The organism is Microvirga pakistanensis, assembly GCF_004458765.1.
Taxonomy (GTDB): Bacteria; Pseudomonadota; Alphaproteobacteria; order Rhizobiales; family Beijerinckiaceae; genus Microvirga; species Microvirga pakistanensis.
This window is the reverse complement of sequence record NZ_SPJX01000156.1, coordinates 216,150-239,978: the sequence shown is the minus strand read 5'-3', so window position 1 is coordinate 239,978 and position 23,829 is coordinate 216,150. Positions and strand designations below refer to the sequence as shown.

Sequence of the window (23,829 nt, the reverse complement as noted above, 5' to 3'; positions counted from 1 at the left end):
AGGTACTCTGGAGCACTATCGGAGAACTGCTCGATCGCTTCCCCGCCGAGGAGTGCCAGAACTATCTCAGTAACTGCGGATACGAGTTCACCTAAATCGAATCCGCTCTAGCTACCGGTCAGGGGCGCGTCGATCGTGCAGACGACCCCTGGCGGCGCGAAGTCGATCACCACCGAGCCGTTCAGCTCCTGGGCCAGGCTGCGCTCGATGAGCCTTGTCCCGAAGCCGCGGCGCGCGGGCGGGGCGACCGGTGGCCCGCCCTTCTCCCGCCAGACGATCCTGAGGTGCTGGCCGGTGTCCTGGTCCAGCACCGACCAGTCGACCGCGATGCGGCCAGCCTCGTTCGACAAGGCTCCGTATTTCACCGCGTTGGTGCCGAGTTCCTGAAACGCCATGGCGAGGGGAAGCGCGATGCGAGGCGGCAGGCGGATGTCGGTTCCGGAAACCTCGAAGCGGTCTTGGAGCCCCTGAAAGGGTTCGATGCCCTGCTGCACGACCTCGCGCAGGGAGGCGCCGTCCCAGTTCTCGCGCGTGAGGACGTCGTGGGCGCGCGAGAGGGCGAACAGGCGCCCCTCGACCGCGTCCTGGGCTTCAGCCGCCGTGGCCGCATTGCGCAGGCTCTGCGCAACGATGGACTGCACGGTGGCGAGCGTGTTCTTCACCCGGTGATTGAGCTCGTTGATGAGCAGCTGCTGATGCTCCTCGGCCCGCTTGCGGGCGGTGATGTCGAAGGCGACGCCGATGGTGCGGCCGGGAATTCCGTTCACGATATCCCGCATCTCGACCCGCAGAAGCAGCCAGCGCCGCGAGCCGTCGGGCCAGACCACCTCCAGTTCCGTCTCGGCGTGGCGGTCGCCGTGCGCCAGCGCTTCCAGGGTCACGCGCCGCAGCTTCTCCCTCTCGCCCGGAGCATAGCGCTCCACGATGTCCTCCGCGCTGGGATCGCAATCGGGCGGCAGGCCGAGCAGGTGGTTCATTTCCGGTGACGACCTGATCATGTCGGTTGCGCTATCGGTTTCCCAGATCGCCATGCGTCCCGCATCGACCGCCAGCCGCAGCCGGCGCTCGCTTTCGGCAAGCGCGGCCTGCGAGCGCTTGATGTCGGTCAGATCGGAGACGAGCACGTAGAATCCGGCCACGCTGCCGTCCTCCCGCAGATCGGGGATATACTCCGATCTCACGAAGCGGAGACCGCCGGGAAAGTGCGCCCACCACTCGTGCCAGGTGCGCTTGCCCGCCAGAACCACATCGATGAACGGCTTCGCGCGACCATAGGCTTCATCCCCTATGGCATCCCACACATGGAGGCCGAACAGATCCTCAGGCCTCCGGAGGATCCACGTCTCATAGGCCTTGTTGTTGAACCGGTAGCGTTGCTCCGCATCGACATAGGCGATCAGGGCCGGCAGGTTGTCGGCGATCTGCCTCAGTTTTTTCTCGCTGGAGCGCGCCCTCTTTTCGCTCTCGCGCAACCGGCTCTCGCTGGCCTGCAGGGACGAGCGCGAATCCTGCAGCGTCTCGATGCGGCGTGTCGCGGAGGACATCTCGTCCGCATGCTCCCGATCCTTGGATTCGTGAACCCGCGCGGTTGCCTGAGACAAGCGATCCTGCACGCGAATCTGCAGGCGCAGCTCTCGGTTGGCGCGTTCCAGTTCCTCGATCCGCCGCCGAAGGGCGTCGTTCACGTCGTAAGGTGCGTTCATTGACTGTTATGCCCGATGGGGCTTGGCGAGTTGATGGGACATAGAGCCGATTCAGCGGGCGGCGAGGTCCGAGCCGTCAGCGCATCGCTCTTTTCCTGGGAGGATGTCCCTGGACGGCCGCACCGAGGGGCACGGGTCCGCTGGCGGCGGACGGATGAATTGAATAAGGTGCTCCTTCGACACAGGGGCATCGGGTGATGACGCGTATTCTTCGAGTGGGGCTGGTGATCGGCCTCGGCCTATTGGCGACGGCCTGCGACAAGTGCGGGAACTGGAACATCAACACGCCCCAGGTCTGCCATGGCTCCAACCCTCGCGGTTAAGCGCCCACGGGATTTCACGTGAAGCTCATCCTTTTCGACGTCGACGGCACCCTCGTCGACAGCCAGAACGTGATCGTGGCCTCCCTGCGCAGGGCTTTCGAGACCTATGGTCTGGCGCCGCCGAACCGCGAGCGCTCGCTCTCCATCGTCGGCCTGTCCCTGATCGAGGCCTTCACGGTGCTCGCCGGGCCGAAGGCGCCGGTCGAGGGGTTGGCCCAAGCCTACAAGGACGCCTACACGGTCCTGCATGTCGATCCTGCGAACGAGGCGCCGCTGTTTCCGGGAGCCCGCGACTGCATCGCGCGGCTCGCCGGCCGGGAGGACGTTCTGCTGGGGCTCGCCACCGGCAAGTCACGGAAGGGCGTGACGCGGCTGATCACGCAGCAGGGCTGGGAAGGGGTCTTCTCCACCACCCAGACCGCGGACGACGCGCCCTCCAAACCTCACCCGGCCATGATCCTGCAGGCCATGGAGGAACTCGGCATCGCGCCGGGCGACACGATGATGATCGGCGATTCCAGCTACGACATGGCCATGGGGCGGGCTGCCGGGGTGTTGCCGGTCGGCGTGTCCTGGGGCTTCCAGCCCGTGGCGGCTCTGGAGGAGGCGGGGGCGGACCGCATCGTCGGCAGCTATGAGGAACTCGAGCCGGTGCTGGAGGTCTTTCTCTCCTGAGGGAGAATGCAAGTTTTCCGCGCGGACGCGCCGGGCCCTCGCATCTTTTCACCGAAGCGCCTATCTCTCCCCCATGACAGAGACTCCCGATTGGTTCCCATCACAGGACGAGCCCGATCCCATGCGGGCCGCCCAGGCCGGCATGAAACCGACGCTGCCCAAGCGCTTCTACAAGGAGGCGGGCGTCGAGGAGCGGGACGGCCTTTTCCATCTCACCCTCGACGGGCGCGTGGCCAGGACCCCCGGCAGGAACGCCCTGGCCGTGCCATCCTCAGCCCTCGCCGAGGCGATGGCCCGCGAATGGTCGGGGCAGGGGGACGAGGTCGATCCGTCCACCATGCCGATCACCCGCATCGTCAACTCGGCCATCGACGGCGTCGCGGCGCGACAGTCGGAGGTGGTGGACGATCTCGTGCGCTATGCTGGGTCTGACCTGATCCTTTACCGGGTAAGCGAGCCTGCGCGGCTGGTCCAGTCGCAGGATTCGGCCTGGAACCCGATTCTCGATTGGGCGAGGGACAGCCATGGCGCCCGCTTCACCCTGGCGGAAGGCGTCATGCACGTGACCCAGCCCGAGGAGGCGATCGCCGCCATCCGGGCGGTGATCGAGGGGATCAGGTCCCCCTTCGCGCTCGCCGCCCTGCACGTGATGACCACGCTCTCCGGCTCGGTGCTGATCGCACTCGCGCATGCGTCCGGGCGGCTCGACACGGACCAGGCCTGGACGGCCGCCCATGTGGACGAGGTGTACCAGGAAAGCGTCTGGGGCGAGGATTTCGAGGCCATGGAGCGCCGCCGCAGGCGAGAGGCCGATTTCAGGGCCGCGTCGGACGTCTTCCGTCTCGCCTCCCGCTAGAGCATCGTGCGGCTCTCTGGGGCTGCCCGAACGATGCTCTTGATTCAAGAAAAAGCATCGGATTGATCCCGAAAGTGCAAGTCCATTTTCGGGTCCGATGCTCTGGAAAAGCCGCCGGTGCGAGGGCACCGGCGGCTTTTCACTCGAACCCGGCAGGGCTCAGACGCGGCGGAAGCTGATGCCGCAGCGCTTGCGGATCGAGGCTTCCTCGACGGCCTGCATCTGCCCTTTCAGGCGGGCGAGCTCGGCGGTCTGAGCGCCGTTGCCGCCGACGAAGAAGGCGGCCGGCCAGAAGACCACCAGCGCGGCGGTGGTGGCCACCGCATCGCGCGTCCGCGCCGAATCCTGCATGCCGGCGGCGGCCGCCGCCGAGCTGACGCGCTGAGCCTCGGCGTTCAGCTCACGGCAGCTATAGCTGCTGTAGGCCATCGGAGACACATAAGCTGCAGCGACGTCCTCGGAGCGGCTGGCGCAGCCGGCGGCCGGGAGAGACAGGGCCATGGCGGCAGCTATAGCCTTCGACGGAGTCATCATGACAGGTCCTTTCGTTAGAATATAACGTTTGGATGCATAGGTCCGCTGCCCGAGAATGGGAAGTGCTCTGGAGCACACGCCGATAGTGGGATATTGACGCGCCCAAGGCTGTGCTAAGCGGGAGCGGACCATTTCTCCCGGCACCAGGGATCATCCATGAAAGACATTCTGGAACGTCTTGAAGAGCGGCGGGCGCAGGCCCGCCTCGGCGGCGGCGAAAAGCGCATCGAGGCGCAGCATGCCCGGGGCAAGCTCACCGCGCGCGAGCGCATCGAGCTCCTCCTCGACAAAGGCTCGTTCGAGGAGTTCGACATGTTCGTGGAGCACCGCTCTACGGATTTCGGCATGGACAAGGTCAAGATCCCGGGCGACGGGGTCGTGACCGGCTGGGGCACGGTCAACGGCCGCACGGTCTTCGTCTTCGCCAAGGACTTCACCGTCTTCGGCGGCTCGCTCTCCGAGGCCCACGCCCAGAAGATCACCAAGATCCAGGACATGGCGCTCAAGATGCGCGCGCCCATCGTGGGCCTCTTCGATGCGGGCGGCGCGCGCATCCAGGAGGGCGTGGCGGCGCTCGGCGGCTATGGCGAGGTGTTCAAGCGCAACGTGATCGCCTCGGGCGTCATCCCGCAGATTTCCGTCATCATGGGTCCCTGCGCGGGCGGCGACGTCTATTCGCCCGCCATGACCGACTTCATCTTCATGGTGCGTGACCGCTCCTACATGTTCGTCACCGGCCCCGACGTGGTGAAGACCGTCACCAACGAGACCGTGACCTCGGAGGAGCTCGGCGGCGCGAAGGTGCACACCACCCGATCCTCCGTGGCCGACGGGGCCTACGACAACGACGTGGAGGCACTGCTGCAGGTGCGCCGCCTGATCGATTTCCTGCCCGCCAACAACATGGACGGCGTGCCGGAGATCCCGAGCTTCGACGATCCGAACCGCACCGATGACAGCCTCGACACCCTGATTCCCGACAACCCCAACAAGCCCTACGACATGAAGGAGCTGATCCTGAAGGTCGTGGACGAGGGCGATTTCTTCGAGATCCAGGAAGCCTACGCGAAGAACATCATCACGGGCTTCGGCCGCATCGAGGGCCGCACGGTGGGCTTCGTGGCCAACCAGCCGATGGTGCTGGCGGGCGTGCTCGATGCGGACGCCTCCCGCAAGGCCGCCCGCTTCGTGCGCTTCTGCGACGCCTTCAACATCCCGATCGTCACCTTCGAGGACGTGCCGGGCTTCCTCCCCGGAACGGCGCAGGAATATGGCGGCCTCATCAAGCACGGCGCGAAGCTGCTCTTCGCCTATTCCGAGGCCACGGTGCCGCTGGTGACGGTGATCACCCGCAAGGCCTTCGGCGGCGCCTATGACGTGATGGCCTCCAAGCACATCGGCGGCGACGTCAACTACGCTTGGCCGACCGCGCAGATCGCCGTGATGGGCGCCAAGGGCGCGGTGGAGATCATCTTCCGGCAGGACATCGGCGATCAGGACAAGATCGCTGCCCGCACCAAGGAATACGAAGACCGCTTCATGTCGCCCTTCGTGGCGGCCGAGCGCGGCTACATCGACGAGGTGATCATGCCGCATTCGACCAGGCGTCGGATCGCCCGGGCTCTGGCGATGCTTCGGCACAAGGAAACCGAGCGGCCGTGGAAGAAGCACGACAACATTCCGCTGTGAACATGCCAAAGCTCTTCGACCGCTCCTGGGTTTCCGCCGCCATCCAGACCATCGAGGCGGATTTCAACCGCTCGTCGGACACGCATCTGCTGCGGGTGCCACTGCCGGGAGCAGCGGGGGTGTCGCTTTACCTGAAGGATGAATCGACCCATCCGTCGGGGAGCCTCAAGCACCGGCTGGCGCGCTCGCTGTTTCTCTATGGGTTGTGCAACGGCTGGATCGGGCCGGACACCACGATCATCGAGGCGTCGAGCGGATCGACCGCCGTGTCGGAAGCCTATTTCGCCCGCATGCTGGGCCTGCGCTTCATTGCCGTGATGCCGCGTTCCACGTCGGCGGAGAAGATCGCGCAGATCGCCTTCTATGGCGGCGAGAGCCATTTCGTGGACAGCCCCGCGCAGATGTACGCGGAGAGCGCGCGGCTGGCGGCCGAACTCGGCGGTCATTACATGGACCAGTTCACCTATGCCGAGCGGGCGACTGACTGGCGCGGCAACAACAACATTGCGGAATCGATCTTCAGCCAGATGGCGCAGGAGGAGCATCCGGTGCCACGCTGGATCGTGGTGGGGGCGGGCACCGGCGGCACCTCGGCGACGCTCGGGCGCTACATCCGCTATCGCCGCCTGCCGACGCGGCTGTGCCTCGCCGATCCGGAAGCGTCCGTTTTCCACCGCCATCTGGCGGATCGCAGCGTGTGCACGGTATCCGGTCCGCCCTCGGTCATCGAGGGCATCGGCCGCCCGCGTTGCGAGCCGTCCTTCGTGCCGGAGCTCATCGACCGCGCCACCGCGGTGCCGGATGCGGCGAGCCTTGCTGCGGCGCGCGTTCTCTCCCGCCGCATCGGCCGCTCCTGCGGCGGCTCCACCGGCACCAATCTCTGGGCCGTGGCGCAGATCGTCGGCGAGATGGTGAAACAGGGCGAGACGGGCTCCGTCGTGACGCTTCTGTGCGATTCAGGCGACCGCTACCGCTCCACCCATTTCAACGACGATTGGCTCAAGGAGCGCGGCATCGACATCAGGCCGGCCGAAGACGCGATCGAGCGCTTCTTCGAGACGGGCGTTCTCTAGAGCATTTTTCGGCGAAGTGGATCCAGTTCGCCGGCAAAAAATGCGGTACACCCAAGAGAAGAGATGATTCCACGCACGTGGAAACAGCTCTAGTCGCATCGATCCCGTCATCCCCGGACCAGGTCCGCGGATGACGGAGACGATTGGTCAGAGGCGGTGTTTGCCGGCGCCGCTACGTCCCGATCTCCGCAAACCACTTCACCAGCAGTTGAAGGTCCGTCTGTGACAGGCCGTGCCCGGTGGGCAGCACCTCGTGCCGTACCTGTGCGCCCGACGAGGCGAGCAAGGTCGCAAGACGCCCCGCGTTGTCCTCCGGAATGATCGGGTCCATCGCGCCCGACACCAGCAGCACGCCCTTGCCCGCGAGGTCCGTCTGCGGCGCGTCCTGCAGCGGCACCATGGCGCGCAAGAGCGCGGCGCCCGCAAGCGCCTCCGGCCGCAGCATCAGCATGGCGGCCGCGATGTTCGCGCCATTGGAGAAGCCGAGCGCAACCGGCGCCGCGAGACCGTAAGCCGCGCGCGCCTCGGCGACGAAATCCGCGAGCTCGTTGGCGCGAAAGCGCACGTCCTCCTCGTCGAACACGCCTTCCGCCAAGCGGCGGAAGAAGCGCGGCATCCCGTTCTCCAGGATCTTGCCGCGCGGGGAGAGCAGGGCGGAGCCGGGCGAGACCATGCGGCCGAGAGCCAGCAGATCGTTCTCGTCGCCGCCCGTGCCGTGAAGCAGAAGGAGAGGCGGACGCTCCGGCGCGGTGGCGGGCTCGAAACGGTGGATGAAGGACAGCTCGGTCATGGGTTCCTCAGGATTTCCCTTAGGAAGGGACGAGGGCAATGGGGTGAGACCTGGATCCCGCTCCGTCATCCCCGGACTTGGCCCGGGGATCCACGTCTTGCCGGCGCAGCGTTCCTCAAGACGTGGATGGCCGGGTCGAGCCCGGCCATGACGCTGGAGCGGTCATAGCCTCAGCGGGAGGGAGGATCGGCTGAGCCTCAGGCCAGCTCGGGCAGATGGGCCTCGATCCTCGAGCGGCTCGGTTCGAGAAAGGCGGGGAGCTTCAGCTCGCTGCCCAGCCGTTCCTCCGGCTCGTCGGCCGCGAAGCCGGGGCCGTCGGTGGCGATCTCGAACAGGATGCCGCCGGGCTCGCGGAAATAGACCGAACGGAAGTAGTTGCGATCCTTCTGCTCGGTGGCGTGGAGGCCGTACTTGTCCGCGAGCTTCCTCACCATCTCGGCTTGGTCAGCGTCGTCCGCCGCACGGAAGGCCACGTGATGGACCGAGCCGCCGCCCATGCGCCCCGGCAGGAAGCCGCCGACGCCGCGGATATCGACCGTGCCGCCGATGGCGGTGTCGCTCCGGTAGCGGACGAGGGAGCCGTCCCGCGCCACTTCGCGGAAGCCGAAGACATCCGTGAGGATCGCACCGGTGGGTTCGCCATTTTCCACGAGCAGCGTGACGCCTTCGAGGCCGCGGATGGCATGCTCGGCCGGAACCTCGCCGTTCGCCCAGGCCTCCCCGACCTCCGCATCCGCCACGCCGACCAGGGACAGGCTGGTGCCGTGCGGGTCCTTGAATGGCAGCACGCTCTGGCCGAAGCGCTTCTCCAGCGCGCCGTGCTCGACGCCCTGCTCGATGAAGCGGTGGCTCCAGTAGCCGAGGGAGCCTTCAGGCACCCGGAAGGCGGTTTCGGAGGTCGAGCCGACGCCCGTGCGCCCCGGCGCCACATGCTCCCACGGGAAGAAGGTCAGGATCGAGCCCGGGCTGCCATGGCTGTCGCCGAAATAGAAGTGATACGTGCCCGGGTCGTCGAAGTTCACGGTCTTCTTGACGAGGCGGAGCCCCAGGACGCGCGTGTAGAAATCCAGGTTGCGACGGGCCGGACCCGCGATGGCGGTGACGTGATGAATGCCGTGGTGCCGCATGGCTCATGTTCCTTAATGCAGGGCGCGGAATGCGCGCCGCATGCCGGGAACATAGGTGCCACCGCCGACGGAGTAAGTGCCGAAAGGGCAGCCTTGCGGGATTGCAAGCGGCGGGACGCCGCAGACCCAAAGCCGCGCTGGCGCTGAAGAATTCGGCCCTGCAAGGATCCGGCAACCAAAGAGTCTCAGCAAGGCTTAACCTCAACGTCGATTCAGCATGGCGCGTTAACGGTTTGCGGCCGCCCCCCGTGTGAAGCTCATCCCCACACAGGAGATCGGCCGGCCCTCGCCGGAGCAAGGGCCGGCAGGGGCCGGAAGGAGTCAGAGGGATGATGAAGGACAGCCTTCGCGAGTTCATCGACAGCGCCGCAGAATGCCGTTTCATATCCGCGGATGCCGTGAAGCAGCTTACTGGAGAGATTCTGCCGGAGGGCATCGCTAGCCGCCTGGAAGTGGAATCGCTCCTGGCCGTGGACCGGATCGTCGAGGCGGACGAGAGCTGGGGCGCGGCGCTCACCGGGCTCGTGGTGGAATTCGTGGTGTGGAAGCGCGAACCCCACGGCGTGGTGAGTAACGACGACGCCCTGTGGCTCGCCACGGTCCTGGAGATCAGCGGTCCCAGCCGCAACGCCATGAATATCGCCTATGCCATCCTGGACGCGGCGGGCTATGTGGACGTGGCCCTGCTCGATTTCATCATGCGCGGGCGCCAGCAGGCGCGCATGAACCTCATCGCCGCCTGAGCGCCGGGTCTTGCGCCCTCTAAGCTGGTCTTTCGCCATCTAACCTAAATGCTGAACACGGCCCTGCTTCCCGAATGCACCGATGTGCAGTAACGGAGGTGGGGTTTAATGTTTTCTCGAGGGTGGAGCGTCCGAGGCTCATGTTTGACAAGATCCTGATTGCCAACCGCGGCGAGATCGCGTGCCGTGTGATCAAGACGGCGCGCCGGATGGGCATCAAGACGGTGGCGGTCTATTCCGACGCCGACCGCGACGCCCTTCACGTGGCGATGGCCGACGAGGCCGTCCATATCGGCCCGGCCGCGGCAGCAGGGTCGTATCTGGTCATCGAGAAGATCGTCGAAGCCTGCAAGGCCACCGGCGCTCAAGCCGTCCATCCCGGCTACGGCTTCCTGTCCGAGCGCGAGGCCTTCCCCAAGGCGCTGGCGGAGGCCGGCATCGTCTTCATCGGCCCCAATCCCGGGGCCATCGCGGCCATGGGCGACAAGATCGAGTCGAAGAAGGCAGCCGCCGCCGCCAAGGTCTCCACGGTGCCGGGTTTTCTCGGCGTCATCGAGGGACCGGAGCAGGCGGTGCGGATCGCCGACGAGATCGGCTACCCGGTCATGATCAAGGCCTCCGCCGGCGGCGGCGGCAAGGGCATGCGCATCGCCCATTCGGCCGACGAGGTGGCCGACGGCTTCGCCCGCGCCAAGTCGGAGGCGGCCTCTTCCTTCGGCGACGACCGGGTCTTCATCGAGAAGTTCATCACCGATCCGCGCCACATCGAGATCCAGGTGCTCGGCGACAAGCATGGCAACGTGATCTATCTGGGCGAGCGCGAATGCTCGATCCAGCGCCGCAACCAGAAGGTCATCGAGGAGGCGCCGTCGCCGCTCCTGGACGAGGAGACCCGCCGCCGCATGGGCGAGCAGGCGGTGGCCCTCGCCAAGGCCGTTGGCTACGATTCCGCCGGCACCGTGGAGTTCGTGGCCGGCCAGGACAAGTCCTTCTACTTCCTCGAGATGAACACCCGCCTGCAGGTGGAGCACCCGGTCACGGAGCTGATCACCGGCATCGACCTGGTGGAGGAGATGATCCGCGTGGCCGCCGGCGAGAGGCTGCGTCTCGCCCAGGCCGACGTGAAGCTCAAGGGCTGGTCCGTGGAAAGCCGCATCTATGCGGAGGACCCGGTGCGCAACTTCCTGCCCTCCACGGGCCGGCTCGTGACCTATCGCCCGCCGCAGGAAGGCCAGCAGGACGGCATCACGGTGCGCAACGACACCGGCGTCTACGAGGGCGGCGAGATCTCGATCTACTACGATCCGATGATCGCGAAGCTGGTCACCCACGCGCCCACCCGCGAGCAGGCCATCGAGGCCCAGGCGCAGGCGCTCGATGCCTTCGCCATCGAGGGCATCCGCCACAACATCCCGTTCCTGTCGGCGCTCATGCAGCATCCGCGCTGGCGGAGCGGCAAGCTCTCCACGGGCTTCATCGCCGAGGAATTCCCGCAAGGCTTCAAGGCGCCGGCGCCCGAAGGCGAGGCGGCCCTGCGCCTGGCGGCCGTGGGCGCGGCCATCGACCACCTGATGAACGAACGCAAGCGCCACATCTCGGGCCAGATGCGCGGGCCCTCCGCGGTCAGGTTCGAGCGGGAGCGGGTGGTGCTACTCGGCTCCGCCCAGCATGAGGTGGTGATCGAGGACATCGAGGGCGGCGTCGCGGTCGTCATCGACGGCCAGTCCTGGCCGGTCGAATCCGCCTGGACGCCGGGCCAGCCGGTCTGGAGCGGCACCGTGGGGGGTGAGAGCATCGCCGTCCAGGTGCGGCCGATCCTGAACGGCATGGCGCTGTCGCATGCGGGCGCGTCCGCCGAGGTGCGGGTCTATACGCGGCGCGAGGCGGAGCTTGCGGCGCTGATGCCCGAGCGCCAGGAGGCGGACACGGGCAAGCAGTTGCTCTGCCCGATGCCGGGTCTCGTGAAGGCGATCAGCGTGAGCCCGGGCCAGGAGGTGAAGGCGGGCGAGCCTCTGTGCATTGTCGAGGCCATGAAGATGGAAAACGTGCTGCGCGCCGAGCGCGACGCCACGATCGCCAAAATCCACGCCAAGGAAGGCGACAGCCTCGCGGTCGACGCGGTCATCCTGGAATTCGCTTGAAGCTAGCCGCTCCCGTCACGAGATAGGTTTCATGCCGCTCTACTTCGCCTATGGGTCCAACATGGACCGCGCCGCGATGCTCCAGCGCTGCCCGGGATCGAAGCCGGTGGGCATCGCGCGGCTCATGCGCCACCGCTTCACGATCTTCGACGAAGGCTATGCGACGGTGGTGCGCGATCCCCAGCAGGCGGTCTGGGGCATGGTGTGGGATCTGGCGCTGGCGGACGTTCCAGCGCTCGACCGCTACGAGAGCCTGTCGACCGGGCTCTATACCAAGGTGGTCCAGCCTGTGGTCACCGAGCAGGGGCCGCGCCGCGCCGTGGTCTATGTCGGACGCAGCGCCAAGCCCGGTGCGCCCCGTCCCGGCTATATGGAGAGCGTCGTCGAGGCGGCCGTTCATGCGGGCCTGCCGGAGGACTATGTCCGAAGCCTCGGAATCTGGCTGCCGAAGACGTCAGGCTCCCCGGCTCCCGCACCCGAGCAGCCCAAGGTCCGGCCGCTCTGGTCCGCGCCCTCGGGGACGCTCCGCAAGTAGAACCGCCGGCGAGCCCCTCCCGGCGCCCGTCAGAACCTTTGCCGTAGGCGCGCGTTGAGTCTCGTATGTTGCGTTGAGAGGTTCGTGATGCAGACGAAAACAAGCTCTATCTGGAAAGCCTATGGCTATGCCTGGGTGACGCTGGGCTTCTTCCTGATTTCCCTCATCGGCCATTGGCTCTTCGGCTGGTTCGCCTATGTCAGCGAGCAGCAGGCCCATGCCCAGCCCGTCCTGATGTCGGATTATCTCGTGGAGATGATGCGCGACACCCTGGAGAACTGGCAATCCGAGTTCCTGCAGCTTCTCTGGCAGGTGGGCGGTCTGGCCATTCTTCTCTATGTGGGCTCGCCCCAGTCCAAGGAGGGCGACGACCGCATGGAGGCCAAGATCGACGAGATCCTGCGACGGGTGGACCCGCAGAATGCGGAGGCTATCATCAAGGGGCTCGACGCGGATTACTCGGGACGTCACACCGACGCCCGCCATGCGCATTATTGAGGGATGATGACCGCGAACCGAATTGCCCATGTGCTGATTCACGGACGGGTCCAGGGCGTCGGCTTTCGCGCCTGGACCCAGCATCAGGCCCAGCTCCACGGACTGAAGGGCTGGGTGCGCAACCGTCACGACGGCAGCGTGGAGGCCGTGTTCTCAGGGCCGGGCGAGATGGTCGAGGTGATGCTCAAGGCCTGCCACAAGGGGCCTGCCGGATCCTTGGTGCAGCTGGTCGAACCCGTGGACAGCGTGGACCACGAGCTCGACGGCACGAAAGGCTTCGAGGTACGCAGGTCGGCCTAGGCCGATTTTGCGGCGGCTTCGACAGGGCCGCCCGCCTTCTTCCACGCGGTGAAGCCGCCCTCGATATGGGCGACGGGCTTGAGCCCCATGTCCTGCGCCGTCGCGGCCGAAAGGGCCGAACGCCAGCCGGCCGCGCAGAAGAACACGAAGGTCTTGTCCTGGGCGAAGACCGGCTTGTGGTAAGGGCTTTCGGGATCGATCCAGAATTCCAGCATGCCGCGCGGGCAATGCACCGCGCCGGGAATGCGGCCCTCCCGTTCGAGCTCGCGCGGGTCGCGCAGATCCACGAACACCACGTCCTCGCGCCCGTGCAGGGCCAGTGCCTCCGGCGTGGGCAAAGTGCGAATCTTTGCGCTGGCCTCGTCGAGCAAGGTCTTGTAGCCGCGTGTGATGGTCTGAGGCATCGCCGGTCCGTTCCTCTTTGAGGCTTCCAACAAACTGGGCATGATGGCGGCAGAGTCAACGGGAGACGAAGTTTGCTCGGGTTCACCCTTGTCGATTACGTGGCGCTGGTCTTCTTCGTCCTGGCGTGGTCCGGCTATCACGCGGCCGTCGAATTCACCGGGGCCGGGCAGAAGAGCCTGAACAAGGTGATGAACCAGTACCGCTTCCGCTGGATGGAGCAGCTGGTGGTGCGCGAGAACCGGATCGTCGACACCACGATCATGGCCTCTCTCATGAACGGCACGGCGTTTTTCGCCTCGACCTCCCTCATCGCCATCGGTGGCGCGCTGGCGCTCCTGCGTTCGACCGAGGAGGTCCTGCCGATCTTCACCGAGCTGCCGTTCGGGATTCCCCTCACGCGGCTCGGCTGGGAGGTGAAGGTCATCGGCCTTGCGGTCATCTTCGTCTATGCCTTCTTCAAGTTCGCCTGGTCGTATCGCCTGTTCAACTACATGGCGATCATCGTCGGGTCCGTTCCCGTTCTGAAGGATGGCAACCGGGAGGAGGCGCTGGCCGTCGCGCGCCAGGCGGCCGCCATGAACGTGGTGGCGGGCAAGCATTTCAACCGGGGGCAGCGGGCGTTCTTCTTCTCGCTCGCCTATCTGGGATGGTTCATCAGCGCCTACCTGTTCATCGCCGCGACGGCAGGCGTGCTGTTCGTCATGTGGCGCCGGCAGTTCATATCGGATGCGCACGACGCAGCCCTCGGAGGCGAACATGGCTAGAAACGTGGATTTGGAAGCGCTCGAAAAGGGCATGCTGGCGCTGCTCGCCGAGCGCGGACCGGGTAAGTCGATCAGTCCTGCGGATGTGGCCAGCGCAGTCGGAGGCAATCAGCCGGAAGAGTGGGGACCTCTCATGCACCCGCTGAGACGCGTGGCGGTGCGCCTGATGAAGGAGGGCCGCATCGTGATCCTGCGGAAGGGCCGGCCCGTCGATCCCGACGATTTCCGCGGCACCTACAGGCTGGCGCTCCCGGCGGCATCCGACGAGGCGTGAGGCGCGGGGAACAGCGCGCTCGTGCGTCCCGTCAGGTAATATCCGATCAGCCCGGCCCATTCCTTCGTGACCACGTCGAGCCGGCGCAGCCCGTCGGACACGAAGGCGAAGGGCCGAAGATTGTTGGAGCCGCCGCCGGTGCGGAAATCCACCGGATAGGCGGTGACCGGGAAGGCGGCCTTCTCGAACACGCCGATGGCGCGCGGCATGTGCCAGGCCGACGTCACGAGAAGCCAGCGCTCGCCGGCCTTCGGCTTGGCGAGCTCGCGCGCGTAGAGCGCGTTTTCCCACGTGGTGCGGGAGCGGTCCTCGATGACGATGCGGGCGGGATCGATGCCGATGCTCTTGAAGTAATCCGCGATGATCGGCGCTTCGGCGTCGCCGTTGCCGAAGATCGTGCCGCCGCCGCCGGATATGAGAATACGCGCCTGCGGATGGCGATGGGCGAGGGCGATCGTGTCGAGAACGCGCTCCGCCGATTCATTGGCGGAGATGCGCCCCCGCGAGAGCGAATCCGTGGCATCGACGGCGCCGCCGAGCAGGACGATTCCGTCGACCTTCGTCCCGTCGTCGCTGTAGGCGGGAAAACGCTCCTCCAGCGGCACCATGAGAGCGGTGGCGACGGGCGAAAGCCCGAGCGCGATGGTCGCTACCGCTGTCGCGAGCGCCAGGCCGATCCCGAAGGTCCGCAGGCGCCGGACGAGGGCGAGAACGAGGCCCAGGACGATGACGCTCAGAAGCAGGTTGGATGGCGTGGCGAAGAACCAGACGATCTTGGAGACGAAGTAAAACACCAGCCATCCTTCCACGTTCGGGGCTTAAACCTTCGACTCGGCCTCGTAGCGGGCCTTTGTCTCGGCGTTCGGCGGGTAGAGGCCGGGGAGGGGAACGCCCTTCTCCACCTCGCGCATCACCCACAATTCATAGCGCTCCTGCTCGACGGCGGCTTTCGCCACGTCCTCGACGAGGGCGGCCGGAATGACCACCACGCCGTCCCGGTCGGCGACGATCACGTCGTCCGGGAAGATCGCCACGCCGCCGCAGCCGATGGGCTCCTGCCAGCCCACGAACGTGAGTCCCGCCACCGACGGGGGCGCGGCCACGCCCGCGCACCACACCGGCAGGTTCGTGCCCTCGACGCCGACCGCGTCGCGCACGACGCCGTCCGTGATCAGCGCCGCCACGCCGCGCTTCTTCATGCGCGCCGTGAGGATGTCACCGAAGATGCCGGCGTCGGTGACGCCCATGGAATCGACGACCGCGATGCAGCCTTCGGGCATCGCCTCGATGGCCGCGCGGGTCGAGATCGGGGAGGCCCAGGATTCGGGGGTCGCCAGATCCTCGCGGGCCGGCACGAAGCGAAGGGTGAAGGCGCGGCCGACCATCTTCTCCGTCGCATGGAAGGCGGGCATCGGCCCCTTCATCCAGCAGCGGCGGATCCCCTTCTTCAGCAGGACCGTGGTGATGGTGGCGGTGGAGGCGGCACGCAGGGCGTCGGCGATGGTCTTGTCGAGGGTCATGAGAGTTTCCTGACGTTGGGATAGGCTACTCATAGCGAGGGCGCAGCCGGATGACCACCTTGGAGAATTCCTGTCCTCATGCATCAATGTGACGGTGTATGGCATGAAGCCTGTCGGGTGCACAATCCCGGAGGAATCTGCATGACCAGGATCGCCGCCCTGTTGCTCTCGGGTTTTCTCGCGTTCGCCCAGCCGGCTGCCGCGGCGAGCCCTGCGCCCGAGGAGGCGCGTCGCGCAGCTCAAGGAGCGGTGGCGGAGGTTCTGGATGCCTTGGCTCGCCGGGATTTCGAAGCGCTGGCGAGGTTCGTCGGCAAGGAAGGATTGGCGGTCAGTCCCTATGTGATGCTGCATGACGGGACCGTGCGGCTGTCCCGGGCGGAGGTGGCAGGCTGCGCCCGGGACGAGCGGGTGCGCCATTGGGGCGAGCTGGACGGAACCGGGAATCCCATCGAGACCTCCTGCAGTCGGTACTTTGACGAATTCGTTTGGAACGCGGATTACCGGCAAGCGGACGAGGTGCTCTACAACGAACCGCGCCGGCGCGGGAACGACATCAACAACAACCATGATTTCGCGCCCGGCGGCATCGTGGTCGAGCTGCACATTCGCGGCAGGAGCGGCCTGATGGAGCTGGATTGGAAGAGCCTGCGCCTCATCTTCCGCAAGGGCGAGCAGGGCCTGTTCCTGATCGCCATCACGCGGGACGTCTGGACGATCTGATCGCCCCGCACCGTCCCCGCTGCCGATGACCCGCATACCTCTTCCGGACAGGCCGGACGGATCGCGATGGCGTTGAAAACGGCAATCTCTTAAAAACTGGACGCCAGGGCGGAGTTGCCTCGGCCCAGCGTCACCGAGGAGAGGGCATTATGGCGGACAAGAAGATCATTGCCGTTGTCGGGGCCACTGGAGCGCAGGGCGGAGGGCTGGCAAGGGCTATCCTCGGCGACAGGGACGGGGAGTTCGCGGTCCGGGCCCTGACCCGGGACGGGAATGCCCCGAAGGCGAAGGAGCTCGCAAGCCTGGGGGCCGAGGTCGTCGCCACCGACATCGACGACGAGGCCAGCGTGCGGCGCGCCTTCGAGGGGGCCTACGGGGCCTATTGCGTGACCTTCTTCTGGGACCACTACTCGCCCGAGAAGGAGGTCGCCCAAGCCCGGATCATGGCCCGCGCGGCCAAGGATGCGGGTCTGAAGCACGTGGTCTGGTCCACCCTGGAGGACACGCGTCTCAAGGTGCCGCTCGACGACGACCGGATGCCGACCCTCGGAGGCCGGTACAAGGTTCCCCATTTCGACGGCAAGGGCGAGGCCGATCATCTCTTCACCGACCTCGGAGTGCCGGTGACGTTCCTGCTGACGTCGTTCTACTGGGACAACTTCATCCATTTCGGCATGGGGCCGCAGAAGACGCCGGACGGCAGGCTCGCCATCACGATGCCGATGGGCGACAGGAAGCTCGCCGGCATCGCCGCCGAGGATATCGGCAAGGCCGTCTATGGCATCTTCAAGCGCGGCGATGCGATGATCGGCAAGACCGTCGGCATCGCGGGCGGGCACCTCACGGGCGATGAGATGGCCCAGGCGCTCGGCAGGGTCCTGGGCCGGGACATCGTCTACAACGCCGTGACTCCCGAGGCTTATCGGGGTTTCGGTTTCCCGGGCGCCGACGATCTCGGCAACATGTTCCAGTACTACCGCGACTTCGAAGCCGATTTCCGCAGAACGCGCGACCTCGACGAGACGCGCGCCCTGAATCCCGAGGTGCAGACCTTCGACGCGTGGATCGCCCGCAACGGAAAGAGGATTCCCCTGCCGGATTAGGGGAGGCGGGGGCCAACTTAATCATCGCCGGCCTCGTGCCGGTGATCCCGACCAGAGCGCTGCGAGCGGCTCCGATGGCCATTCACACCCGCCTCCATCCTGCAAGGGAGGGCGCGTTCGCCGGATCGTCTCAGGCCGTCTTCGCAAACAGCTCGCGGCCGATGAGCATGCGGCGGATCTCGCTCGTGCCCGCGCCGATCTCGTAGAGCTTCGCGTCGCGCAGCAGGCGGCCCGTCGGATAATCGTTGATGTAGCCGTTGCCGCCGAGCAGCTGAATGGCATCGAGGGCGCATTGGGTCGCCTTCTCGGCGGCATACAGGATCGCGCCCGCCGCGTCCTCGCGGGTGGTCTCGCCCCGGTCGCAGGCTTTCGCCACCGCATACACGTAGGCCTTGGCGGCGTTCATGGTCACGTACATGTCCGCGACCTTGCCCTGAACGAGCTGGAACTCGCCGATGGGCTGCCCGAACTGCTTGCGCTCGTGGATATAGGGCAACACCACGTCCATGCAGGCCTGCATGATTCCGAGGGGACCGGCCGCGAGCACGGCACGCTCGTAATCAAGGCCCGACATGAGCACGTTCACGCCCTTGCCTACCTGGCCGAGCACGTTCTCCTCAGGCACCTCGCAATCCTCGAACACCAGCTCGCAGGTGTCCGAGCCGCGCATGCCGAGCTTGTCGAGCTTCTGGTGCGTGGAGAAGCCCTTGAAGTCCTTCTCGATCAGGAACGCCGTAATGCCGCGCGGGCCCGCCTCCGGGTCGGTCTTGGCATAAACCACGAGGGTCTCGGCGGTGGGGCCGTTGGTGATCCACATCTTGGTGCCGTTGAGCACGTAGCGGTCGCCACGCTTCTCGGCGCGGGTGCGCATGGAAACCACATCCGAGCCGGAGCCCGGCTCCGACATGGCGAGCGCCCCCACATGCTCGCCGGAGATGAGCTTCGGCAGATAGCGACGCTTCTGCTCGTCGGTGCCGTTGCGGCGGATCTGGTTGACGCAGAGGTTGGAATGCGCCCCGTAGGACAGGCCGACGGAGGCGGAGGCGCGGGAGATTTCCTCCATGGCGATCACGTGCTCGAGATAGCCGAGGCCCGTGCCGCCGAACTCCTCCTCGACGGTGATGCCGTGCAGTCCGAGCTCGCCCATCTGCGGCCAGAGATCCCGCGGGAACTGGTTCGTCCGGTCGATCTCCTCCGCCCGCGGGGCGATCCTCTCCTGGGCGAAGTCGCGCACCGTCTCGCGGATGGCATCGGCGGTCTCGCCGAGGTCGAAGTTGAAGGCCTTTTGGGCGTTCGGCAGCATTCCCGTTCCTCCACATGTCCACAGGCGTCGTTGCGCCAGGGATCGCTCGTCGTTCCGCCATGATCTTGGACAGCCATGCTGACCTTTTCAAGCGGTGCGGTGGAGGAAATTGGTCGAAGGCGGCCGAATGAAAAACTCCCCGGCGGTATGCAGGGGAGCTCAGAAGGCTCGTTGGGTGACGTGTCCTTATTCGTCGATGCTGGCGGTCTGGATCGGGTCCAGGCTCTGGCACTTTCCGGCGGGCGCGAGCCTGCGGTAGTCGCGCGGGTCGCAGGCGCTCTGGACGAACATCCGCCACTGGTTCTCGGTGCCGTAGAAGGTGTTGCGGTCCACGTCGCCGTTGACGCCCGGCACGCGGCCGGTGGTGGTGAACTGCCAGAAGGTCCAGCGGCGGTTGGCATAGCGCTCGTGGGGCTCCGCCGCCGTGCTGCGGATCCAGAACGGGTAATCGGTGAACTCGCCTTCCAGGATCTCCTTGTGGAAGGTGATGTCGGTATAGATGATCGGGCGCTTGCCCGTATGCGCCTCCATCTCCCGCAGCATGACCTCGATCATGGCGAGCGCCTGCTCGCGCGGAACCTTTTTCGGGCAGTTCACGGACTGGCCGTTCCATTCCACGTCGAGGACCGGGGGCAGGGCGTCCGGATCGGCCGGTACGTTCTTCCTGAACCAGGCCGCCTGCTCGTGGGCCGGGCGGCACCAGAACACGAAGTGATAGGCGCCGCGCGGAATGCCCGCCCTCTTCGCCTGATGCCAGTTCTCGAGGAAGCGGCTGTCCACGTGGTCGCCGCCCTCGGTGGCCTTGATGAAGGCGAACTTGGTGCCCGCCTGGCGCAGGGAGGCCCAGTCCACCTGGCCCTGCCACTTGGAGATGTCCACGCCGTGGATCGGCATCCGATGAGCCCTGGCCACGCCCTGGTGCGGGCGGGCGTCGCTTTTCATGGGATAATGGCCGGAGGGCGCGATTGCACAGGAGGCCAGCCCGAGGGCGACGGCGGTCAGAGCGCCAAGGCGGGCTGCCCGGAGGAACGTCGTCAAACCGGAGCTTCGGGAGCGGCGGGGGGAGCGGCGGCGTGTCTTCATCGGGCTTATCTGTAAGGGACGCAGAACTTGATCGCAGCAGGGATACCCCGATTGGGTTAACATCCCCCTTACGACCAAGCTTGCGCAATTCTATTACAGGTTAAACCAGAGCGTTGCTATTCCCAAGAAGGAGAAGAAGCCGACGATATCGGTGATCGTCGTCACGAAGGGGCCGGACGACACCGCGGGATCGACCCCGAGGCGGTTGAGGGTCAGGGGCACGAAGATGCCGCCCAGGGCCGCGAAGGTCAGCACGGTGATGAGCGCCAAGCCGATCACGAGGCCGATCTCGGCGGATTGGAACCACAGGGCCGCGATACCGCCCAGGATGAGGGCGAAGAGGACGCCGTTCAGGAGGCCCACGGCCGCCTCGCGCAGGATGATGCGCCAGGCGTTCGAGCGGCCCAGCTCGCGGGTGGCGAGCGCGCGCACGGCGACGGTCATGGTCTGCGTGCCCGCGTTGCCGCCCATGGAGGCGACGATGGGCATGAGGATGGCGAGCGCCACCATGCTCTGGATCGAGCCCTCGAAGAGGCGGATGACGCCCGCTGCCAGAAAGGCCGTGCACATGTTGGCGAAGAGCCAGGGGAAACGGCTGCGCTGGGTGTACCAGACCGTGTCCGACAGCTCCTCGTCCGGCTTCACGCCGCCGAGCTGCTTGATGTCGGCGTCGGCTTCCTCTTCCAGCACGTCGACGATGTCGTCGACCAGGATCACGCCCACGAGACGGCCTTCGGAATCCACCACGGCTGCGGAGACGAGATTGAAGCGCTCGAACAGGCGGGCGACCTCCTCCTGGTGCTCGGTGGCCTCCACCCGGTCCGGCTCGTCGTCCATGATCTCCTGGATCGTGACGGGGCGCTTGGAGCGCAGCAGCCGGTCGAGGGCGACGGCGCCGAGGAGATGCCCGGCCGGATCGATCACGAAGATCTCGTAGAAGGTCTCGGGCAGGTCCGCCGTCTCGCGCATGAAGTCGATGGTCTGCCCCACAGTCCAGAACGGCGGCACGGCGATGAACCCGGTCTGCATGCGCCGGCCGGCGCTGTCCTCCGGGTAGTCGAGGGAGCGCTGGAGCGCGACGCGCTCCATGGCGGGGAGCTGCTCCAGGACCTCGGCCTTTTCCTCGTCCGGGAGGCTTTCGAGAATCGTGACGGCATCGTCGGAATCGAGGTCGCGGACGCCCTCCGCCACGGTCGAGGTTTCGAGTTCCTCGAGAATCTCCTCGCGCACGGCCTCGTCGACTTCGGTCAGCGCCGTGAAGTCGAAGGCCGATCCGAGAAGCTCGATGAGGCGGGGGCGGTGCTCCGGCGCGAGCGCCTCCAGCAGGTCGCCCAGTTCGGATTCGTGGAAGTCCTCCACCAGCTGCTGCAGGCGCTCGGCATCGGACGCCTCGATGGCGTCCGCGGCGGTGGCGAGGAATTCCGGATTGAGCTCGCCTTCCTGGTCCCTGAGGGTCATGGGCTGAGGCACCGGCCCGTCGGGCGGCGGAAGAGTCGGGGTGTTGTCGACTTCCAGCATGAGCCTGTCCTCGGAATGTTGAGCGGGCCTTTTAGGAGGGTGCGCAGATGAGCGCAATGCGCCTGAAAGCCTTGCTCCGGGAATCGCTTGGCTGCCGTTCCTGCGGGATTGTTTCAGGTTCGGGGGAGGGTGATGCGGGAACCTAGTGCATCGTGCGGAAATGTGGACCCGGTTTTTCCGCACCAACGACGTTCTCCTCCAAGAAAACGCATCGGAAGAATGCATCGGAGCGTTCCCGCGAGGATCGATCCGCTTTGGGCTCCGATGCTGCCGAGTCGATGTCTCGGCCATATCGTTCCGAGAAGTTGAGTGCTTCATCGTATCGGGATCACCGGCACAAGGCCGGTGATGACCTCGGGAGCGGGGCCGTGTCTCCACCGTCATGGTCGTGCTTGTCGCGGCCTTCCACGTCTTGTGCGTACGGGGAGACCGCCTCCTGCATCAGCCATGCGCCGCGTCGGTTCGGAGAGCGGATGGAGCCCGAGCGTCGGCACCACCCGTGGGGTCGCCGCTTTGGCGCGCAGGATGCGCGCAACAAAAAAGGCCCCGGATGGGGCCTTTTTGTCATGCCCGAAGGCATCCGGTGAGTTGGTGCGGCCAAGAGGACTCGAACCTCCACGGGTCTCCCCACTAGCACCTCAAGCTAGCGCGTCTACCAATTCCGCCATGGCCGCGGAACTCGCTCCAGGAGTTGCGCTCCCGAAGTGGTGGTGGCTCTAACAGATCGATCCGGGCGCCGCAAGCCCATCTTTGCACCCTGCGGCGAAACTCGACGTTTCGTTTGGGAACGCATGCATGATCCGGGCCGCAATCCCTATATGGGGCGCAGGTTCGGGAGCGGCGCGTGTTGACCGCCGCCGCTTTTCGGGACCACAACACGCCATCATGAGCAGAAGGTGAAATGGTGTCGAACCTGCGCGACAGCTTGGCCGATCGTTTCGTCGGCGAAAGCGGATCCGATCCCGTGGAATGGGCCATTGCCGAGGGACTGACCCCCTACGCGGAGGCCGTTGCCTTCATGGAGGCACGGGCCCAGGCGATCGCCGACGGCGAGGCCCGCGAGCTCGTCTGGCTGGTGGAGCATCCGCCGCTCTATACGGCCGGAACCTCGGCCCGGCCGGAGGACCTGGTGGACCCGGACCGGTTTCCGGTTCACGCGACCGGGAGAGGCGGGCAATACACCTATCACGGCCCTGGCCAGCGGGTCGCCTATGTGATGCTCGACCTGAAACGCCGCAGGCCCGATCTGCGCCGCTACGTGGCGGCCCTCGAATCATGGCTGATCGGGACGCTCGCGGAATTCAATGTCCGGGGCGAGCGCCGGGAGGACCGGGTCGGCGTCTGGGTGCGCCGGCCGGACAAGGGCGAGGCCGTCGAGGACAAGATCGCCGCCATCGGAATCCGCGTCCGGCGCTGGGCGACCTATCATGGGATCAGCCTCAACGTGGAGCCGGACCTGTCCCATTTCTCCGGCATCGTGCCCTGCGGAGTCACCCGGCATGGGGTCACGAGCCTCGTGGATCTTGGGATCCCTGTGACCATGCCCGAGGTCGATGCGGTCATGCGCAAGGCGTTCGAGGACATCTTCGGCCCCACCGAGAGGGTCGAGGCGCCGTTGCTTCCCGGCCACTGACGGACAGTTATTTCACGTCCGCCTCGGTCAGGCTTCTCCTCCCGCCCGCTTCGTGCTCTAAGCTAGAGCAAACGGATGATCATTGGCGGATATTTCATGCAACGTGCCCTCCTTGCTTCCCTTCTTCTCCTCGGCGTCTCGGCCTGCGGCTATCGCCCGGATCCGGAGGATCTGGTGAAGGTCGTCGATTCGCCCGCCGACGTGCGGGTCTGTCAGCGCCTCGGCGAGGTGAGCCCCGTGGTGCCGACCACGCCCGGCTTCGGCTCCGCGTTCGACGGCATGAAGGAGGCGGTGGTCGCGCTGGGCGGCACGCATCTCTATCTGCAGCAGACTTCCCGGGACTGGTCGCTCGTGCGCGGCATCGCCTACCGCTGCGGCACGCGGGGCACGGTCACCCGGCAAACCGTCATCCGGGCCAAGGGCTGAGGAACAGCCTCGCGAACGGCGCTGCGTGGGCCTCTCTGGTAACGACTGGCGGAGGGCCCTCCGGTTCAGCCGTGACGGAACCATCAGAGGAAC

Annotated in this window: 25 protein-coding genes, 1 tRNA gene and 1 pseudogene; 16 read left to right on the top strand and 11 right to left on the bottom strand. The window is 66.2% G+C overall.

The window, feature by feature from the left end; genetic code table 11:
* Positions 1-107: 107 nt before the first annotated feature.
* Positions 108-1,703 carry a sensor histidine kinase gene (locus E4K09_RS05900; protein WP_134495814.1) on the bottom strand — a complete coding sequence of 532 codons (1,596 nt, stop codon included), beginning with the start codon at positions 1,701-1,703 and terminating at the stop codon, positions 108-110.
* Positions 1,704-1,900: 197 nt separating this feature from the next.
* On the opposite strand from E4K09_RS05900, the gene E4K09_RS30630 reads away from it, so the two are divergent.
* From E4K09_RS30630 to E4K09_RS05890, 3 genes are all read left to right on the top strand, one after another.
* Positions 1,901-2,026: a hypothetical protein gene (locus E4K09_RS30630; RefSeq protein WP_280177446.1), complete on the top strand. Its 126-nt coding sequence runs from the start codon at positions 1,901-1,903 to the stop codon at positions 2,024-2,026.
* Positions 2,027-2,044: 18 nt separating this feature from the next.
* Positions 2,045-2,701, top strand: a complete 657-nt coding sequence (locus E4K09_RS05895) for an HAD-IA family hydrolase (RefSeq protein ID WP_134495813.1) — start codon at positions 2,045-2,047, stop codon at positions 2,699-2,701.
* Between the two features lie 73 nt (positions 2,702-2,774).
* Positions 2,775-3,557 (top strand): ATP12 family chaperone protein, encoded by a 783-nt coding sequence (locus E4K09_RS05890; RefSeq protein WP_244610375.1) that lies wholly within the window; start codon positions 2,775-2,777, stop codon positions 3,555-3,557.
* Positions 3,558-3,716: 159 nt separating this feature from the next.
* Here E4K09_RS05890 and E4K09_RS05885 read toward each other — a convergent pair whose 3' ends face one another.
* The gene (locus E4K09_RS05885) at positions 3,717-4,091 is read right to left on the bottom strand and encodes a hypothetical protein (RefSeq protein WP_134495812.1); all 375 of its coding nucleotides are present in this window, start codon (positions 4,089-4,091) and stop codon (positions 3,717-3,719) included.
* A 156-nt stretch (positions 4,092-4,247) separates the two neighbouring features.
* On the opposite strand from E4K09_RS05885, the gene E4K09_RS05880 reads away from it, so the two are divergent.
* Complete coding sequence (locus tag E4K09_RS05880) at positions 4,248-5,780, top strand: acyl-CoA carboxylase subunit beta (RefSeq protein WP_134495811.1); 1,533 nt, start codon at positions 4,248-4,250, stop codon at positions 5,778-5,780.
* A gap of 2 nt (positions 5,781-5,782) precedes the next feature.
* Positions 5,783-6,853 (top strand): PLP-dependent cysteine synthase family protein, encoded by a 1,071-nt coding sequence (locus E4K09_RS05875; protein WP_134495810.1) that lies wholly within the window; start codon positions 5,783-5,785, stop codon positions 6,851-6,853.
* 172 nt (positions 6,854-7,025) lie between these two features.
* On the opposite strand, the gene E4K09_RS05870 is transcribed toward E4K09_RS05875, so the two are convergent.
* Both E4K09_RS05870 and E4K09_RS05865 read right to left on the bottom strand, forming a co-directional pair.
* Positions 7,026-7,643, bottom strand: a complete 618-nt coding sequence (locus E4K09_RS05870; RefSeq protein ID WP_134495809.1) for an alpha/beta hydrolase — start codon at positions 7,641-7,643, stop codon at positions 7,026-7,028.
* 197 nt (positions 7,644-7,840) lie between these two features.
* Positions 7,841-8,770, bottom strand: coding sequence for a ring-cleaving dioxygenase (locus tag E4K09_RS05865; protein ID WP_134495808.1), 930 nt, complete (start codon positions 8,768-8,770; stop codon positions 7,841-7,843).
* 329 nt (positions 8,771-9,099) lie between these two features.
* Here E4K09_RS05865 and E4K09_RS05860 point away from each other — a divergent pair, with 329 nt between their 5' ends.
* The 5 genes and pseudogenes from E4K09_RS05860 (at position 9,100) to E4K09_RS05840 (ending at position 12,987) form a co-directional block, all read left to right on the top strand.
* A complete protein-coding gene (locus E4K09_RS05860; protein ID WP_134495807.1) occupies positions 9,100-9,513 on the top strand; it encodes a hypothetical protein in 414 nt (137 codons plus the stop codon).
* A 140-nt stretch (positions 9,514-9,653) separates the two neighbouring features.
* Positions 9,654-11,654: an acetyl-CoA carboxylase biotin carboxylase subunit gene (locus tag E4K09_RS05855; RefSeq protein WP_134495806.1), complete on the top strand. Its 2,001-nt coding sequence runs from the start codon at positions 9,654-9,656 to the stop codon at positions 11,652-11,654.
* 31 nt (positions 11,655-11,685) lie between these two features.
* Positions 11,686-12,099, top strand: a pseudogene (locus tag E4K09_RS05850) (gamma-glutamylcyclotransferase family protein); the annotation flags it as partial.
* 177 nt (positions 12,100-12,276) lie between these two features.
* On the top strand, positions 12,277-12,687 hold the full coding sequence (locus tag E4K09_RS05845) for a DUF6766 family protein (protein ID WP_134495804.1): 411 nt from the start codon (positions 12,277-12,279) through the stop codon (positions 12,685-12,687).
* Positions 12,688-12,693: 6 nt separating this feature from the next.
* Positions 12,694-12,987: an acylphosphatase gene (locus tag E4K09_RS05840; RefSeq protein ID WP_134495803.1), complete on the top strand. Its 294-nt coding sequence runs from the start codon at positions 12,694-12,696 to the stop codon at positions 12,985-12,987.
* Here the strand turns inward: E4K09_RS05840 and E4K09_RS05835 are convergent.
* Positions 12,984-13,391 (bottom strand): rhodanese-like domain-containing protein, encoded by a 408-nt coding sequence (locus tag E4K09_RS05835; RefSeq protein ID WP_134495802.1) that lies wholly within the window; start codon positions 13,389-13,391, stop codon positions 12,984-12,986. The genes E4K09_RS05840 and E4K09_RS05835 overlap by 4 nt on opposite strands.
* A gap of 72 nt (positions 13,392-13,463) precedes the next feature.
* Between E4K09_RS05835 and E4K09_RS05830 the strand changes: the two genes are divergently transcribed.
* Complete coding sequence (locus tag E4K09_RS05830; protein ID WP_134495801.1) at positions 13,464-14,156, top strand: DUF599 domain-containing protein; 693 nt, start codon at positions 13,464-13,466, stop codon at positions 14,154-14,156.
* Positions 14,149-14,430 (top strand): DUF3253 domain-containing protein, encoded by a 282-nt coding sequence (locus E4K09_RS05825; protein WP_134495800.1) that lies wholly within the window; start codon positions 14,149-14,151, stop codon positions 14,428-14,430. The genes E4K09_RS05830 and E4K09_RS05825 overlap by 8 nt, the downstream gene beginning before the upstream one ends.
* Here the strand turns inward: E4K09_RS05825 and E4K09_RS05820 are convergent.
* Together E4K09_RS05820 and E4K09_RS05815 are read right to left on the bottom strand one after the other, a co-directional pair.
* Positions 14,391-15,224: a YdcF family protein gene (locus E4K09_RS05820; RefSeq protein WP_134495799.1), complete on the bottom strand. Its 834-nt coding sequence runs from the start codon at positions 15,222-15,224 to the stop codon at positions 14,391-14,393. The two genes, E4K09_RS05825 and E4K09_RS05820, sit on opposite strands and share 40 nt — an antisense overlap.
* Before the next feature lie 24 nt (positions 15,225-15,248).
* Entirely contained in the window at positions 15,249-15,950 is a 702-nt protein-coding gene (locus E4K09_RS05815) for a ribonuclease activity regulator RraA (RefSeq protein WP_134495798.1), read from the bottom strand.
* Between the two features lie 141 nt (positions 15,951-16,091).
* Between E4K09_RS05815 and E4K09_RS05810 the strand changes: the two genes are divergently transcribed.
* On the top strand, positions 16,092-16,670 hold the full coding sequence (locus E4K09_RS05810) for a hypothetical protein (protein ID WP_134495797.1): 579 nt from the start codon (positions 16,092-16,094) through the stop codon (positions 16,668-16,670).
* Positions 16,671-16,819: 149 nt separating this feature from the next.
* Positions 16,820-17,773: an NmrA/HSCARG family protein gene (locus E4K09_RS05805; RefSeq protein WP_134495796.1), complete on the top strand. Its 954-nt coding sequence runs from the start codon at positions 16,820-16,822 to the stop codon at positions 17,771-17,773.
* A gap of 130 nt (positions 17,774-17,903) precedes the next feature.
* On the opposite strand, the gene E4K09_RS05800 is transcribed toward E4K09_RS05805, so the two are convergent.
* The 4 genes from E4K09_RS05800 to E4K09_RS05785 form a co-directional block, all read right to left on the bottom strand.
* Positions 17,904-19,076 (bottom strand): isovaleryl-CoA dehydrogenase, encoded by a 1,173-nt coding sequence (locus E4K09_RS05800; RefSeq protein ID WP_134495795.1) that lies wholly within the window; start codon positions 19,074-19,076, stop codon positions 17,904-17,906.
* Between the two features lie 186 nt (positions 19,077-19,262).
* Positions 19,263-20,159, bottom strand: a complete 897-nt coding sequence (locus E4K09_RS05795) for a glycoside hydrolase family 25 protein (RefSeq protein ID WP_134495794.1) — start codon at positions 20,157-20,159, stop codon at positions 19,263-19,265.
* 93 nt (positions 20,160-20,252) lie between these two features.
* The gene (gene mgtE, locus E4K09_RS05790) at positions 20,253-21,677 is read right to left on the bottom strand and encodes a magnesium transporter (RefSeq protein WP_134495793.1); all 1,425 of its coding nucleotides are present in this window, start codon (positions 21,675-21,677) and stop codon (positions 20,253-20,255) included.
* A 589-nt stretch (positions 21,678-22,266) separates the two neighbouring features.
* Positions 22,267-22,351 (bottom strand) — tRNA-Leu (locus E4K09_RS05785).
* A 227-nt stretch (positions 22,352-22,578) separates the two neighbouring features.
* On the opposite strand from E4K09_RS05785, the gene lipB reads away from it, so the two are divergent.
* The gene (gene lipB / locus E4K09_RS05780) at positions 22,579-23,310 is read left to right on the top strand and encodes a lipoyl(octanoyl) transferase LipB (RefSeq protein WP_134495792.1); all 732 of its coding nucleotides are present in this window, start codon (positions 22,579-22,581) and stop codon (positions 23,308-23,310) included.
* A 96-nt stretch (positions 23,311-23,406) separates the two neighbouring features.
* Entirely contained in the window at positions 23,407-23,736 is a 330-nt protein-coding gene (locus E4K09_RS05775; RefSeq protein WP_134495791.1) for a hypothetical protein, read from the top strand.
* Positions 23,737-23,829: the final 93 nt, after the last annotated feature.

Coding starts and splice junctions, on each gene's coding strand:
- E4K09_RS05835 (WP_134495802.1), bottom strand. CDS start 13,391: ATGCCTCAGACCATCACACGCGGCTACAAGACCTTGCTCGACGAGGCC.
- E4K09_RS05865 (WP_134495808.1), bottom strand. CDS start 8,770: ATGCGGCACCACGGCATTCATCACGTCACCGCCATCGCGGGTCCGGCC.
- E4K09_RS05795 (WP_134495794.1), bottom strand. CDS start 20,159: ATGAAGACACGCCGCCGCTCCCCCCGCCGCTCCCGAAGCTCCGGTTTG.
- E4K09_RS05890 (WP_244610375.1), top strand. CDS start 2,775: ATGACAGAGACTCCCGATTGGTTCCCATCACAGGACGAGCCCGATCCC.
- E4K09_RS05810 (WP_134495797.1), top strand. CDS start 16,092: ATGACCAGGATCGCCGCCCTGTTGCTCTCGGGTTTTCTCGCGTTCGCC.
- E4K09_RS05870 (WP_134495809.1), bottom strand. CDS start 7,643: ATGACCGAGCTGTCCTTCATCCACCGTTTCGAGCCCGCCACCGCGCCG.
- E4K09_RS05845 (WP_134495804.1), top strand. CDS start 12,277: ATGCAGACGAAAACAAGCTCTATCTGGAAAGCCTATGGCTATGCCTGG.
- E4K09_RS05805 (WP_134495796.1), top strand. CDS start 16,820: ATGGCGGACAAGAAGATCATTGCCGTTGTCGGGGCCACTGGAGCGCAG.
- E4K09_RS05815 (WP_134495798.1), bottom strand. CDS start 15,950: ATGACCCTCGACAAGACCATCGCCGACGCCCTGCGTGCCGCCTCCACC.
- E4K09_RS05775 (WP_134495791.1), top strand. CDS start 23,407: ATGCAACGTGCCCTCCTTGCTTCCCTTCTTCTCCTCGGCGTCTCGGCC.
- mgtE (WP_134495793.1), bottom strand. CDS start 21,677: ATGCTGGAAGTCGACAACACCCCGACTCTTCCGCCGCCCGACGGGCCG.
- E4K09_RS05860 (WP_134495807.1), top strand. CDS start 9,100: ATGATGAAGGACAGCCTTCGCGAGTTCATCGACAGCGCCGCAGAATGC.
- E4K09_RS05885 (WP_134495812.1), bottom strand. CDS start 4,091: ATGATGACTCCGTCGAAGGCTATAGCTGCCGCCATGGCCCTGTCTCTC.
- E4K09_RS05825 (WP_134495800.1), top strand. CDS start 14,149: ATGGCTAGAAACGTGGATTTGGAAGCGCTCGAAAAGGGCATGCTGGCG.
- E4K09_RS05855 (WP_134495806.1), top strand. CDS start 9,654: ATGTTTGACAAGATCCTGATTGCCAACCGCGGCGAGATCGCGTGCCGT.
- lipB (WP_134495792.1), top strand. CDS start 22,579: ATGGTGTCGAACCTGCGCGACAGCTTGGCCGATCGTTTCGTCGGCGAA.
- E4K09_RS05875 (WP_134495810.1), top strand. CDS start 5,783: ATGCCAAAGCTCTTCGACCGCTCCTGGGTTTCCGCCGCCATCCAGACC.
- E4K09_RS05880 (WP_134495811.1), top strand. CDS start 4,248: ATGAAAGACATTCTGGAACGTCTTGAAGAGCGGCGGGCGCAGGCCCGC.
- E4K09_RS05900 (WP_134495814.1), bottom strand. CDS start 1,703: ATGAACGCACCTTACGACGTGAACGACGCCCTTCGGCGGCGGATCGAG.
- E4K09_RS30630 (WP_280177446.1), top strand. CDS start 1,901: ATGACGCGTATTCTTCGAGTGGGGCTGGTGATCGGCCTCGGCCTATTG.
- E4K09_RS05800 (WP_134495795.1), bottom strand. CDS start 19,076: ATGCTGCCGAACGCCCAAAAGGCCTTCAACTTCGACCTCGGCGAGACC.
- E4K09_RS05840 (WP_134495803.1), top strand. CDS start 12,694: ATGACCGCGAACCGAATTGCCCATGTGCTGATTCACGGACGGGTCCAG.